The sequence below is a fragment of the Brevundimonas sp. VNH65 genome (assembly GCF_049445955.1).
GTDB lineage: Bacteria > Pseudomonadota > Alphaproteobacteria > Caulobacterales > Caulobacteraceae > Brevundimonas.
Genome location: NZ_JBMSDX010000005.1, coordinates 52,251 through 63,978, shown reverse-complemented (window position 1 = coordinate 63,978; position 11,728 = coordinate 52,251). Strand labels below are relative to the sequence as shown.

Sequence of the window (11,728 nt, the reverse complement as noted above, 5' to 3'; positions counted from 1 at the left end):
CCTAATCCTCGTCCTGATCCTGCACGGCGCGCCCGAACCGCCCCCTGAAGAAGGTCAGGGCCGCTCCGGGCGCTGAAGTGAACCGCTCAACCTCGCCGATGATGATGACATGGTCGCCCATCGGCAGCCGCGCGTGGGTCCGGCATTCGAACCGCGCCAACGCCTCGGCCAGACACGGCGCCCCGTCGTCGATGCGACTGAACTCATGATCTTCCAGCACCGCGACGCCCCGCGCGAACCGCCGCGCCAGCGCCTCATCTTCGGACGGCAGCACATGGATCGCAAAGGCGTCCGCCTTGGCGAACACCGGCCACCGCTCCGACCGCTCGTCCAGACACCACAGCACCAGCCGCGGAGTCAGCGACACAGAGGCGAACGAATTGACCGTGATTCCCAGCGGCCCGGCCGGACTGTCGGCCGTCACCACGCACACCCCGGTCGCGAAGGCGCCCAGCGCCTGGCGATAGGCGGCGGTCTCCTGGGCCAGGTCGTCGGGCAGCGGTTCGAGGCTCACCCTCCGGACCTAGGCGAGGGCCGCGCGCGGAGCAAGCACGGCCTCGCTGCGCGCCCCGCGGAAACACCCCATTAACCTCGAAGCTTCACTCTGTCCGGCGAACTCTCCCCGAGGCCTGTGCGCATGTCCGCGAGCGATCGTCCGATCCTCATCAAGAAGGTCAAGAAGGTCTCCGGCGGCGGCCACCACGGCGGCGCCTGGAAGGTGGCCTACGCCGACTTCGTCACCGCCATGATGGCCTTCTTCCTGCTGATGTGGCTGATCAACACGACAGACCCTGAGCAGAAGCGCGGCATCGCCGAATATTTCGCCCCGGCCAGCGTGTCCCAGACCACATCCGGTTCGGGCGGCATCCTGGGCGGCACCGCCCTGGGCGACGCCGGGGCCAAGGGCGCCGGTTCGGTCGCCGTCGTCCAGCAACTGGCGCCCACCGCCCCGCCGACCGATCAGGCAGGCCAGTCGCAGAACCTCTCCGGCGCCTCGGAACAGGCCCTGCGCGACGAGATCGCCAAACGTGAAGCGGCCGACTTCCAGACCGCCGCCGAATCCCTGCGCCAGGCCATGCAGCGCATGCCCGAACTGGCCGAACTGTCGAAACAGCTGATCATCGACCAGACGCCCGAGGGTCTTCGCATCCAGTTGGTCGATCAGGAAGGCCGCTCGATGTTCGACCAGAACTCGGCCCGTCCGAACGCCCGCGCCCAGGTCCTGCTGCGCGCCGTGGCCGGCGTCATCAACCGTCTGCCGAACCGCGTCTCCATCACCGGCCACACCTCGGCGGTCGCCGGATCGGGCCGCGCCTCGGCTCCGGGCGACTGGCCGCTGTCGTCCAACCGCGCCGACGCCTCTCGTCAGATTCTCCAGGGCTCCGGCGTCGATCCCGACCGCATCTATTCGGTCGCCGGCAAGGCGGGCTCGGATCCGCTCTACCCCGACGATCCGTCGCTCGCGGGCAACCGCCGCATCGCCATCGTGCTGTTGCGCGAGGCGCCGGTCCTGCCTTCGGACACCAGCCTGTGACCGCTTCGGTCCGCACCTGTGGCGCGATCGCCCTTGCGGACCCCGGCCCTGCGGCGCCAGATCAGCGCATGCGGATGACGCGCGCGCCATATTCTCGACCGATCCGGGTGCGGACCTAGGGCCGTGACGCAGCACATCCCGCACCGTCAGCTTCGCTTCTTCATGACGGCGGTCGCGCCGTGCCCCTATCTGCCGGGCATGACCGAGCGCAAGGTGTTCGCCAATCTGCCGTTTTCCGACGGCGCTCACGTCAATGACGAGCTGACCCACGCCGGTTTCCGCCGCAGCCAGAACATCGCCTACCGCCCCGCCTGCGACGCCTGCGACGCCTGCGTCTCCGTGCGCCTCCCGGTCGCCCAGTTCGCCTACAGCCGGTCCCAGCGCAAGATCCTGAACCGCAACGCCGACCTGTCGCGCGATCTGGTCGAGGCCGAGGCGACGACCGAACAGTTCCACCTCCTGAAACGCTACCTGGCGCATCGCCATCCCGGCGGCGGCATGACCGACATGGGCTGGTCCGACTATGTCTCCATGGTCGAGGACACCGCCGTCCGCACCCACCTGATCGAGTACCGCCTGCCCTCGATGGACGGCGGGCCGGGCGACCTCGTCGCCGTCACCCTGACCGATCTGCTCTCGGACGGCCTGTCGATGGTCTACAGCTTCTACGACCCGGAGATGGAGCGCCGCTCCCTCGGGGTCTTCGCCATTCTCGATCACATCCGTCAGGCGACGGCGGTCCGGCTGCCTTATGTCTATCTCGGCTACTGGGTTCAGGGCTCCCCCAAGATGGACTACAAGGCCCAGTTTCGCCCGCTCGAGGCCCTACGCCCCCTCGGCTGGACTCCTATGGCCTGACGCGTCTATCGCGGTTCGGCGCCTCCGATCGTTGTAATCCCTCAGCTTTCCACGAAAGATGCGCCCCACTTCCGGGCGAAGGTGAGACCTCATCCATAATACCCCCGCTTCACCGCACGGGAGGGCCGTCGGCCGGCGACCTGCGGGCGGTGGAGGCGAGACAGCGGGGGCGGGGTTCCAAATCGGAGCCTCGCCGCCTCGACCGCGGAGGGGAACCTTTTCGGAGCCGAGGCTGGGTCGGAGTTGAAATCCCGACCGTTCCGGGGATCGGCGAAAACGGTAGTTCTAACCCCAGACCGGGCGAGGCTCGGCGCTCCGCCCCTCCCGCACCCTTCAGGCCCCCCGCCGAGAAGCCGACAACGCATGTCCATTCCTCCCCCATCGGGGGAGGGGGACCGCGAAGCGGTGGAGGGGGCTGGCCGCCCATCCCACAAAGCCCCGTCACCCTCGGGCCTGTCCCGAGGGCCCACCCCAAACGCCGCAGAAACGTCAGGCGTAGAGGTTCGCCTCCTCCGCACGTCTACCACGCCCCCATTTCGCGCAGCTTCTTCGCCAGGTCGTCCGGCAGATCGCCCGCATCCATCGACGACAGGTCCGGCGGCGCGTCCTTCGCTTCCAGATATCGCCACCCCTGGAACGGACGTCGGCCCTGCGGCGCGGTGCGGACCACCCTGTTTTCCAGCATGATGAAACACCGGCTGGCCTTGCCTTCCCCTCGGGTCGTGACGTCCAGAATCGCCTGACGGGCCACGACCGACCCCTTCATCACCCAGTACAGCGACCCGCCGTCCTCCAGCTCGGTCGCCCGCTTCGGCGTCATTCTGGTGTTGACGATCAGATGCGGCAGCTTGGCGACGCGCCGCTCCAGGGTCTCGACCTTGGCGATCCCGACGCACAGCTTGATCAGATGCAGGGCCAACTCGCCGTCAGCCCATCCGCCTCAGCACCAGGGCCGACCAGGCGTCGCGCCGGATCCGACGCTCCAGCCGGAAGCCGCGCGACACATAGGCCGCCGTCACCCGTCGCTCCTGCGTCCGCAACAGGCCGGACAGGATCGCCACGCCGCCGATGCGCAGCGCCGTCTTGATGTCCTGCGACAGCGACACCAGCGGCGGTGCCAGGATATTGGCGAACACCAGATCATAAGGCCCGTGCTGGCGCACCTTGCGGTCGTTCAGGCCCGAGGCGTGGACGAAACTGGCGTTGGACTGGTTCAGCTTGGCGTTCTCGTTGGCGATCCGCACCGACGGGGCGTCAATGTCGGTGCCGACGGCGACCCGGCTGCCCGTCTTCGCCGCCGCGATGGCCAGCACCCCCGTGCCGCAGCCGACGTCCAGAACCCGCTCGAACCGCTCACGTTTCAGCAGGTCGTCATAGGCGATCAGACAGCCGACCGTCGTGCCGTGGTGTCCGGTGCCGAACGCCGCGCCCGCGTCGATCTTCAGCGACACCGCGCTGGGCGGCACCCGGCCCTGATCGTGGGCGCCATAGACGAAGAACCGTCCGGCCTCGACCGGCGGCAGCCCCGACAGCGACATGGCCAGCCAGTCGGCGTCGGCCAGGACCGAAACCCTGATCTTCACGCCGGGATGGTCGGCCAGCACGGCCTGCATCCGCTCGGCTTCCTCCGCCGTGGTCGGGAAGGCGTCGATCCGCCAGATTCCGCGATCCTCGTCCTCCTCCAGGATCGAATAGGTCGCACCCTCCAGCAGGGAGTCGGCGTCCATCGCCTCGGCGGCGGCCTCCGTCTCGGCGCGAGCCCCGTGGGCGACAATCTGAAGAGGGGTATATGACATGGCCAAAACGCCGGTATGATTGCGAATCAGGATTATTGGCGGACCGCACTCCCGGCGGCCGCGAAACACCGAGGGGTCGGGTATCTCATGGCTAAGTCACCGTCTACGTCCAAACCAGCTGCGGCCAAATCGACCGCTGCAAAGCCGGCGACGGCCAAGGCTCCGGCCAAGCCCAAGGCGGCGGCCAAACCGGCGGCGGCGAAGCCTGCGGCCAAGGCTGCGGCTCCGAAGCCCGCCGCCAAGCCCGCTGCGGCGAAGACGACGGCTGTGAAGACCGCTCCCGCGAAAGCGCCCGCCAAGGCCGCCCCGAAGGCCGTCGCTCCCAAGGCGGCCCCGAAGGCCGCGGCCAAGCCTGCGGCTCCGGCCAAGGCTCCGGCGGCCAAGGCAGCGGCGCCTAAGACGGCGAAGCCCAAGGCCGCGGCCAAACCCGCTGCGGCGAAGCCGGCTCCGAAACCCGCCGCCGCCAAGCCGGCCACGCCGAAACCTGTGGCGGCCCCTGCCCCTGCGGCGGCCGCCGCGCCCAAGCCGGCGCCCGCCGTCCCCGCAGCGGCCAAGCCGGTCGAAACGCCCGCACCGGCGCCCGCCGCCGCTCCGGCGCCTTCCAAGGGCTTCTTCGCCAAGCTGGGCGACATGATCTTCGGCAAGCGCTGAAGACATCCCTGAAATGAAAACGCCGGACGGTCGAACCGTCCGGCGTCTTCATTCGATACGCAGATCGAGCAGCCCTACTCCGGCAGGTCTTCCGCCAGGATGGCCATTTCGAACATGAAGCTGCCCGCCTCGTCCTCGTCCTCGAAGACGATGCCGATGAACTCGTCGCCGACATAGACCTCGGCCGAATCGGGCGCCTTGGGGCGGGCCTTGAGGATGATGCCGCCGGTGTTGAAGGTGCGCTTGAGATGGGTCTCGACGCGCTTGATGTCGCTGTCTTTCACGGCTCGGCCTTTCTGAAATCGTCGGCGGGACTGATAGACAAGCCCCCTTCCGATGGGAACCCCGAACCCGCCGTTCAGATCACGAAGTCATAGACGACGTCGGCGAGCGTGTGATCCATCGTCCGCGCCGGCTCGGCCTCGGTCGGGCAGTTGACCACCCGCGCCGGCACCCCCGCGACGGTGCAGCCGGACGGCACCGGCTTCAACACGACCGAGCCTGACGCCACCTTGGCGTAGTCTCCGACCACGATGTTGCCCAGCACCTTGGCTCCCGCGCCCAGGAGCACGCCCTTGCCGATCTTCGGATGGCGATCACCCCGCTCCGCCCCGGTCCCGCCCAGGGTCACGGCGTGCAGCATGGACACGTCGTCCCCGACCACCGCCGTTTCGCCGATGACGATGCCCGTGCCGTGATCCAGGAACAGACCGGCGCCCAGGGTCGCGCCGGGATGGATGTCGATCTGGAACAGCTCCGACATGCGGCTCTGGAAATGGAAGGCCAGAGTCTCGCGCGACTGTCCCCACAGCCAGTGCGCCACACGCGCCGCCTGCAAGGCCTGGAAGCCCTTGAAATACAGGAACGGCTGCAACAGCGTCCGGATCGCCGGATCCCGTTCCGCCACGGCGATCAGATCGCGCTCGGCCGCCGCCACGATCGCCGGATCCGCCGCAAAGGCGTCGTCGCATACCTCGCGCACGCTCATCGTGGCCAGTTCGGCGTCGCCCAGCTTGCGCGCGATCTGGAAGCTGAGGGCCGAAGCCAGGTCCTTGTGCGACAGCACCGTGGCGTTCAGCAGCGACCCCAGGTGCGGTTCCTCGCGGGCGGCCGTTTCGGCGGCGGCGCGCAACTGCGGCCACACCCCGGTCTCTGCGGCGACGACAGCGAGCTTTGGACTGGCAGGGCTCATGACTTGCTCCTCGGCACCATCATACCCGCGTCAGCATGGCGTGCGCCAGCCAGCCCGGCAGCAGTCCCTCCCTCGCCATATGATAGGCCTTCAACGCCGTCGCCACCGTCATGGAATCCCGGACCGCGCCGCGCCCGATCTCCCCGATCAGCGCCCTAAACGGCACGCGCGCCAGGGCGATGACCTCGGTCGGATCCGGCGCCGCCGCGACCGGCGACAGCCCCCAGGCCAGCCAGCAGATCGCCCGTTCGTCGGTGATGGAGTTCGACAGTTCCATCCTCAACACCTCCCGCCACTCCCGCGCCGCCAGGCCCGCCTCCTCGGCCAGTTCTCGCCGAACGCCGTCGAACGGGTCCTCGCCGACCGGCGCTCCGCCTTCCGGCATCTCCCAGGAATAGTTCATCAGGGCGAACCGGGCCTGGCCCACCAGGGTCACCGTCCCATCGTCGTGCAGAGGCAGCACCCCCGTCGCCACCGACTTCGGCCTGACCACGCCATAGTCGACCGTCCGCCCGGTCGGCGCCGTCGCCCGGTGGCGGGTCAGGCTCAGCCAGGGGCTGTCATAGGCCGTCTCCGACCCATCGTCAGTCCAGCGGGGGACCGCGTCGGCCCCGTCCTGCCAGGCCGGGGTCGGATCGTCCGGCGCATCGTCGATTTTCATGTCGCCTCTCGTCCGGCCTATGGCGTCCCCGCCCCGGCGTCGCTAGCTAGTCTGCATGTCCACGACCGAACTTGGCCAGCCCCTGCCCCTGCCGACACCGTCTCCCGAAATGCGGCTCAGGCTCGGCCAAAGGCGCTCCGCCGCCGCCCAGTCGCTGTCGGGCCCGGGCCCGACTTCGGCGGAGGTGGAGAGCATACTGACGATCGGGGCCCGCACGCCGGACCACGGCAAGCTGTTTCCCTGGCGGTTCATGGTTCTGGGGCCCGAGACGCGCGCCGCGATTTCGGAACAGCTGGCGGTCCTTGCCGAACGCAAGGGACTGCCGGCCAAGTCGACGGCGGTGCTGGCCAAGCTCGCCAATCCGCCACTGACCGTTCTGGTCGTCTCGCGGCCGACGCCCGATCACAAGGTGCCCGTCTGGGAACAGGAACTCTCTGCGGGCGCTGTCTGCATGAACCTCGAGCACGCCGCGGACGCATACGGCTACAGCGCCTCCTGGATCACCGATTGGTACGCCTATGACGTCGACGCCGTGACCCTGTTCGGCCTGAGCCCCGGCGAACGCATCGCCGGCTTCATTCACATTGGAACCGCGCCCGAAGCTCCGATGGAGCGCGTGCGTCCGGACCTCGCCCTCATCACGACCTATCGGCCCTGACATGACCTCGACCCGAAAGCCGACCACCCTCAAGCGCCGCATCGCGCGGGCCCTGAAGCCGCTGCGCGCCGTCCCGCCGCAGAGGCCTCGGGACACCGGCCCGGCCGCCGTGGTCGCCGCCCCCGCCTCTCCCCCGGTGCACGATCCGGCCCCGGCGCCCGCCCCCTTGGAAAGAACACCATCCGGCATGGACGAGGTCAGACGTCAGGCCGACGTTTTCGCCGAAACCCTTCAGCAGGTGAAGGCTCAGGGCGCTGACTTTCCCTGGTATCCCTATCAGTCGATGCACAACGTCGGCGTCCTGGATCAGCTGCTGACCGGCGAGCGCCGCGACCTGTTCCAGCAACTTCGCGGCAAGCGGATCGCCGACATCGGCGCCGCCGACGGCGACATCGCCTTCCTCATGGAAAGCCTGGGCTGCCGGGTCGACATCATCGACAACGGCCCCACCAACATGAACCAGCTGCGCGGCGCCGCCCTGGTCAAGCAGCGGCTGAACTCGCGGGTCGAGATCCACAGCGTCGATCTGGACCAGTATTTCACCCTGCCCGCGAAATACGATTTCGCCTTCTTCATGGGCATTCTCTACCATCTGCAGAATCCGTTCTACGTGATGAAGACCCTGGCCCGGAACACCCGGACCATCGTCCTGTCCACGCGCATCGCCTCCCATCCGCCGATGGAATATGTGACGGGCGACGCCGACCCCGGCTATCGCGACGTGCCGCTCGCCTATCTGCTCGACGCCGATGAATCCAACGGCGACTCGACCAACTACTGGACCTTCACCGAGGGCGGGCTCAAGCGCCTGCTCAAGCGCACGGGCTGGGAGGTGCTCGACTACATCACCATCGGCGAGCACCGCCGCTCCGACCCCCGCCGCGATGACCGCGATCAGCGCGCCTTCTGTTTCCTGCGCAGCACCGCCTACGAGGACTAGGTCCCCGGCTCGGGCTCGGGTCGTCGCACCAGCGACACCAGCACCACCGAGATGATCATCAGCAGGAACCAGCTTCCGAGCTTGGCCAGGCTGACCATCTCCCATCCGGCCTCCTGCCCCGGATAGACCCAGGCGCGACCGAAGGTGCCCAGGTTCTCGGCGAACCAGATGAACAGGGCCACCAGAAAGTAGCCCAGCAGCAAAGGCATCGCCCGCCGCTTCCGGTCCGTCGTGAAATAGAACAACCCCGGCCCGAACAGCACGGCAGTCGCTGCAAACAGGCCGATCCGGACATCCGGCAGCCAGTGATGTGAAAAGAAATTGACATAGATCGCCGTCGCCAGCGCCCACGTCGCCCACAGCGGAGGATAGCGCCGCACCCGGATGTGAAAGATGCGCTGGACCCGCGCGATATAACTGCCGACCGCCGCATACATGAAGCCGGAGAACAGCGGCACCGCGCCGATCCGCAGCACGGAGTCCTCCGGATATATCCACGATCCGTGCGCCGTCTTGAACAACTCCATGATCGTGCCGGCGACGTGGAACAGGAAGATGACCGCCGCCTCCTCCCGGCTTTCCAGCCGAAAGACCAGCATGGCGACCTGGATCAGCACTGCGCCGATCACCAGGAAGTCGTAACGCGACACCGGCGCCTCATCGGGCCAGAACAGAAACGTCCCCACGATCAGCGCCAGCATCAGGCCGCCGAACAGACAGGCCCAGGCCTGCTTCAGGCCGAACCACAGGAACTCGAACGCCCAGCCCCGCAGACGCGAACCATCCGCCCACGCCTGGGCCCGAGCCAGCCGCCGACGCCCCCAGCCTTCGATCGGCAACCGTACAGGCGTGTTCACGACCCGCCCCTAGACCGCCACAGCCAGGGCCGGATCGGCGCGCAGCCGGTCGGCGTCCCGGCCCGGCGGCAGGCCGAACAGCCGACTGTATTCCCGGCTGAACTGGGACGGATTGTTGTAACCGACGGCGAACCCGACGCCCGCGACATCGTGCGCCTGAGTAAGCAGCAGGGTGCGCGCTTCCTGCAGGCGAATCTGCTTCTGATACTGCAACGGGCTCATGGCGGTGACCGCCCGGAAGTGCCGGAACAGCGAGGTCTCGCTCATTCCCACCATGTCCGCCAATTCCTCGACCCTGAGCGGCTCGGCGTATCGCGAGCGGATCCACCGGATCACCTTGTTGACCTGGGTCACGCGTCCCTCGCCCGACGCGATCTGGCGCACCGCGCCGCCGCGCTCACCCGACAAAAGGCGCCAGACGATCTCCCGCTGGATCAGGGGCGCCAGCACGCCCGCCTGTTCCGGCCGGTCCAGCAGGCGCAACAGCCGGAGCACCGCATCGACCATCTCATCTTCCATCCGGCAGACGGCCAGGGCGCGCTGGGGCGTCGGGTCATGGACGACCTGCATGTCCAGCATCAGTTCCGCGATCAGGTTCGGATCCAGCGGAATGCCGATGGCCAGATAGGGCGCCTCGATCACCTGTCCGCTGACCGGTAACTCCGCCGATACGACGAGATATTCGCCGGCGCGATAGTCATAGGTCTCGGACCCCAGAGTGCTGCGCTTTCCGCCCTCAACGATCAGGCACAGCATCGGCTCATAGACCAGTTGCTGACCGGCGGTCAGGCCGCTCGACACGATGAGCTGAAGGCCCGGCGCCAGAACCGGCCCGACGCCTTCGGCCGGGCGGTCGCCCATATGCCGTCGGGCCAGTGCGGCGAGTTCGTGCAATCGCTCCATGAACGTATCCAAGACTTTCCGGCCTGGCGACTCAAGAGCGAAGCCCTCATGCACTCGATGTTGGCGGGATCGTGCAAGACACTGCCGCCATCTGACTACGGGCCGCGCTCACGACGGCGCATATCGGCGAGGTCAACCACAGGAGACCTTCCATGTCCTCTCCCTCCTCCCGCGTCTGGTTCGTCACCGGCGCTTCGCGCGGTCTCGGAACCGCCATCGCCCAGGCCGCCCTCGACGCCGGCGACAGCGTCGTCATCACCGCACGTCGCCGTGAGGCCGTCACGGAAATCTTCGGCCCCGATGACGATCGCCGCTTCAGCCTCTCTCTGGACGTCACGCGCCAGGACCAGGTCGAGGCCGCCGTCCAGGCCGCCCTGACCCGTTTCGGCCGCATCGACGTCCTGGTCAACAACGCCGGCTACGGCCATCTGGGCCTGTTCGAGGAATCGACGGCTCAGGACGCCCAGGTTCAGTACGACACCAACGTCTTCGGCCTGATGCACGTCACCCGCGCCGTCCTCCCGGCCATGCGCGCCCAGAGGTCCGGCCGCATCTTCAACATCTCGTCGGTCGGCGGCATCGTCGGCGGCCCCAGCGGCGCCCTGTACTGCGCATCCAAATTCGCTGTTGAGGGGTTCACCGAATCCCTGGCCGGAGAGGTCGCGGGCTTCGGCATTCACGCCACCATCGTGGAGCCTGGCTTCTTCCGCACCGACTTCCTGGAACCGACCTCCGTCCGACACGGCTCGTTCGCCATTGACGACTATGCCGCCGTCTCAGCCCAGTTGAAGGCCTTCTATGACAGCCGCAGCCGCAATCAGGCGGGCGATCCGGCGCGCCTGGGCCAGGCTCTGGTGGCTCTGGCCGACGCCGAGAAGCCCCCGGTTCGCTGGGCCGCCGGCACGGACGCGATCGCCATGGTCGAAGGCAAGATCGCCAGCCTTCAGGCCGAGCTGGAGACCTGGCGCGCCCTGTCGCTGTCGACCGACGGCGACTTCGACTTCCGCCCCGAGGCGGGCCAGAGCGCCTGGGGCTGATCCCTAGCTGACGAACTCGTCCGGCCGGAACCGCTCGCAGCGTGGTTCCGGCGTCGGACGGTCCTGACCCTGCGCATCCGGGCCCAGATCCGGCAAGGGCGTCGTCCCCAGGCTGGGATGAAATCCGGTCGACGAGGTTTGATGCGCCAGCACCAGCCAACGCCCGTCATCCTGTCTCTCGACCACCAGCAGGGTGTCGCTCATCCGCTCATAGGTGACCTTGGCCGCACTGGCGTAGCGATAGCCGCGCTCCCGCACCCTGATCTTGGCGAACCGCGCATCCGCCCGGATCTGCGTCACCTCGTATCGGAACAGGGGAATGGTCGCGGCCAGCGCGACGAAGACGCGCGGTCCCAGGGCCGCCGATCCTTTATCCAGATAGGTATAGGCCGGGCTCGCCTCGATGCCGCCCGGCGCCATCAGCCGGTAGGGTCGCCCCTGATCGCCGGCGCATTGCTCGACATACCAGTCATCGACCAGCTTCTGAATGGCGGCGATGTTAGGGGAAATCTCTGGCTCCGGGAGATCCGCTCCAGCCGAGCCGCCTGGCGCGAAAAGGATGGCCGCCCAAATCGCGACGACGAACCTGCGGATACCGGCACGGGACATGGCGCTTCTCCTCGCGGCCATACTGTCCTTCG

15 protein-coding genes are annotated in these 11,728 nt (G+C 67.9%); 6 read left to right on the top strand and 9 right to left on the bottom strand.

Features of this window, described 5'->3' with window-relative positions; all coding sequences use genetic code 11:
- Position 1: 1 nt before the first annotated feature.
- Positions 2 to 514: a flavin reductase family protein gene (locus ACO2Q1_RS09975; RefSeq protein WP_423329358.1), complete on the bottom strand. Its 513-nt coding sequence runs from the start codon at positions 512 to 514 to the stop codon at positions 2 to 4.
- 123 nt (positions 515 to 637) lie between these two features.
- On the opposite strand from ACO2Q1_RS09975, the gene ACO2Q1_RS09970 reads away from it, so the two are divergent.
- Positions 638 to 1,534 carry a flagellar motor protein MotB gene (locus tag ACO2Q1_RS09970; protein WP_423329357.1) on the top strand — a complete coding sequence of 299 codons (897 nt, stop codon included), beginning with the start codon at positions 638 to 640 and terminating at the stop codon, positions 1,532 to 1,534.
- Positions 1,535 to 1,657: 123 nt separating this feature from the next.
- The gene (locus tag ACO2Q1_RS09965; RefSeq protein ID WP_423329356.1) at positions 1,658 to 2,392 is read left to right on the top strand and encodes an arginyltransferase; all 735 of its coding nucleotides are present in this window, start codon (positions 1,658 to 1,660) and stop codon (positions 2,390 to 2,392) included.
- Positions 2,393 to 2,912: 520 nt separating this feature from the next.
- Here ACO2Q1_RS09965 and ACO2Q1_RS09960 read toward each other — a convergent pair.
- Both ACO2Q1_RS09960 and ACO2Q1_RS09955 read right to left on the bottom strand, forming a co-directional pair.
- Entirely contained in the window at positions 2,913 to 3,311 is a 399-nt protein-coding gene (locus ACO2Q1_RS09960) for a DUF1489 family protein (RefSeq protein WP_423329355.1), read from the bottom strand.
- 7 nt (positions 3,312 to 3,318) lie between these two features.
- Positions 3,319 to 4,188, bottom strand: coding sequence for a 50S ribosomal protein L11 methyltransferase (locus tag ACO2Q1_RS09955; protein WP_423329354.1), 870 nt, complete (start codon positions 4,186 to 4,188; stop codon positions 3,319 to 3,321).
- 87 nt (positions 4,189 to 4,275) lie between these two features.
- Here ACO2Q1_RS09955 and ACO2Q1_RS09950 point away from each other — a divergent pair, with 87 nt between their 5' ends.
- Positions 4,276 to 4,839 carry a hypothetical protein gene (locus ACO2Q1_RS09950; RefSeq protein WP_423329353.1) on the top strand — a complete coding sequence of 188 codons (564 nt, stop codon included), beginning with the start codon at positions 4,276 to 4,278 and terminating at the stop codon, positions 4,837 to 4,839.
- A gap of 74 nt (positions 4,840 to 4,913) precedes the next feature.
- Here ACO2Q1_RS09950 and ACO2Q1_RS09945 read toward each other — a convergent pair whose 3' ends face one another.
- From ACO2Q1_RS09945 to ACO2Q1_RS09935, 3 genes are all read right to left on the bottom strand, one after another.
- On the bottom strand, positions 4,914 to 5,123 hold the full coding sequence (locus tag ACO2Q1_RS09945; protein WP_423329352.1) for a DUF3126 family protein: 210 nt from the start codon (positions 5,121 to 5,123) through the stop codon (positions 4,914 to 4,916).
- 74 nt (positions 5,124 to 5,197) lie between these two features.
- Positions 5,198 to 6,031 carry a serine O-acetyltransferase gene (cysE, locus tag ACO2Q1_RS09940; RefSeq protein WP_423329351.1) on the bottom strand — a complete coding sequence of 278 codons (834 nt, stop codon included), beginning with the start codon at positions 6,029 to 6,031 and terminating at the stop codon, positions 5,198 to 5,200.
- Between the two features lie 19 nt (positions 6,032 to 6,050).
- Positions 6,051 to 6,692: an NUDIX domain-containing protein gene (locus tag ACO2Q1_RS09935; protein ID WP_423329350.1), complete on the bottom strand. Its 642-nt coding sequence runs from the start codon at positions 6,690 to 6,692 to the stop codon at positions 6,051 to 6,053.
- 55 nt (positions 6,693 to 6,747) lie between these two features.
- Here ACO2Q1_RS09935 and ACO2Q1_RS09930 point away from each other — a divergent pair, with 55 nt between their 5' ends.
- On the top strand, positions 6,748 to 7,350 hold the full coding sequence (locus tag ACO2Q1_RS09930) for a nitroreductase family protein (RefSeq protein WP_423329349.1): 603 nt from the start codon (positions 6,748 to 6,750) through the stop codon (positions 7,348 to 7,350).
- A gap of 1 nt (position 7,351) precedes the next feature.
- Positions 7,352 to 8,290: a methyltransferase domain-containing protein gene (locus ACO2Q1_RS09925; RefSeq protein WP_423329348.1), complete on the top strand. Its 939-nt coding sequence runs from the start codon at positions 7,352 to 7,354 to the stop codon at positions 8,288 to 8,290.
- Here the strand turns inward: ACO2Q1_RS09925 and ACO2Q1_RS09920 are convergent.
- A complete protein-coding gene (locus ACO2Q1_RS09920; RefSeq protein WP_423329347.1) occupies positions 8,287 to 9,147 on the bottom strand; it encodes a DUF817 domain-containing protein in 861 nt (286 codons plus the stop codon). The two genes, ACO2Q1_RS09925 and ACO2Q1_RS09920, sit on opposite strands and share 4 nt — an antisense overlap.
- Positions 9,148 to 9,156: 9 nt before the next feature.
- Entirely contained in the window at positions 9,157 to 10,050 is an 894-nt protein-coding gene (locus ACO2Q1_RS09915; RefSeq protein WP_423329346.1) for an AraC family transcriptional regulator N-terminal domain-containing protein, read from the bottom strand.
- A gap of 152 nt (positions 10,051 to 10,202) precedes the next feature.
- Here ACO2Q1_RS09915 and ACO2Q1_RS09910 point away from each other — a divergent pair, with 152 nt between their 5' ends.
- Complete coding sequence (locus ACO2Q1_RS09910) at positions 10,203 to 11,087, top strand: oxidoreductase (RefSeq protein WP_423329345.1); 885 nt, start codon at positions 10,203 to 10,205, stop codon at positions 11,085 to 11,087.
- A 3-nt stretch (positions 11,088 to 11,090) separates the two neighbouring features.
- Here ACO2Q1_RS09910 and ACO2Q1_RS09905 read toward each other — a convergent pair whose 3' ends face one another.
- The gene (locus ACO2Q1_RS09905; RefSeq protein ID WP_423329344.1) at positions 11,091 to 11,696 is read right to left on the bottom strand and encodes a hypothetical protein; all 606 of its coding nucleotides are present in this window, start codon (positions 11,694 to 11,696) and stop codon (positions 11,091 to 11,093) included.
- Between the last annotated feature and the right edge of the window lie 32 nt (positions 11,697 to 11,728).

What these genes read in the sequence shown, in the direction of transcription:
- ACO2Q1_RS09970 (WP_423329357.1), top strand. Translation starts at nt 638, where the DNA reads ATGTCCGCGAGCGATCGTCCGATCCTCATCAAGAAGGTCAAGAAGGTC.
- ACO2Q1_RS09955 (WP_423329354.1), bottom strand. Translation starts at nt 4,188, where the DNA reads ATGTCATATACCCCTCTTCAGATTGTCGCCCACGGGGCTCGCGCCGAG.
- ACO2Q1_RS09950 (WP_423329353.1), top strand. Translation starts at nt 4,276, where the DNA reads ATGGCTAAGTCACCGTCTACGTCCAAACCAGCTGCGGCCAAATCGACC.
- cysE (WP_423329351.1), bottom strand. Translation starts at nt 6,031, where the DNA reads ATGAGCCCTGCCAGTCCAAAGCTCGCTGTCGTCGCCGCAGAGACCGGG.
- ACO2Q1_RS09935 (WP_423329350.1), bottom strand. Translation starts at nt 6,692, where the DNA reads ATGAAAATCGACGATGCGCCGGACGATCCGACCCCGGCCTGGCAGGAC.
- ACO2Q1_RS09930 (WP_423329349.1), top strand. Translation starts at nt 6,748, where the DNA reads ATGTCCACGACCGAACTTGGCCAGCCCCTGCCCCTGCCGACACCGTCT.
- ACO2Q1_RS09925 (WP_423329348.1), top strand. Translation starts at nt 7,352, where the DNA reads ATGACCTCGACCCGAAAGCCGACCACCCTCAAGCGCCGCATCGCGCGG.
- ACO2Q1_RS09915 (WP_423329346.1), bottom strand. Translation starts at nt 10,050, where the DNA reads ATGGAGCGATTGCACGAACTCGCCGCACTGGCCCGACGGCATATGGGC.
- ACO2Q1_RS09910 (WP_423329345.1), top strand. Translation starts at nt 10,203, where the DNA reads ATGTCCTCTCCCTCCTCCCGCGTCTGGTTCGTCACCGGCGCTTCGCGC.
- ACO2Q1_RS09905 (WP_423329344.1), bottom strand. Translation starts at nt 11,696, where the DNA reads ATGTCCCGTGCCGGTATCCGCAGGTTCGTCGTCGCGATTTGGGCGGCC.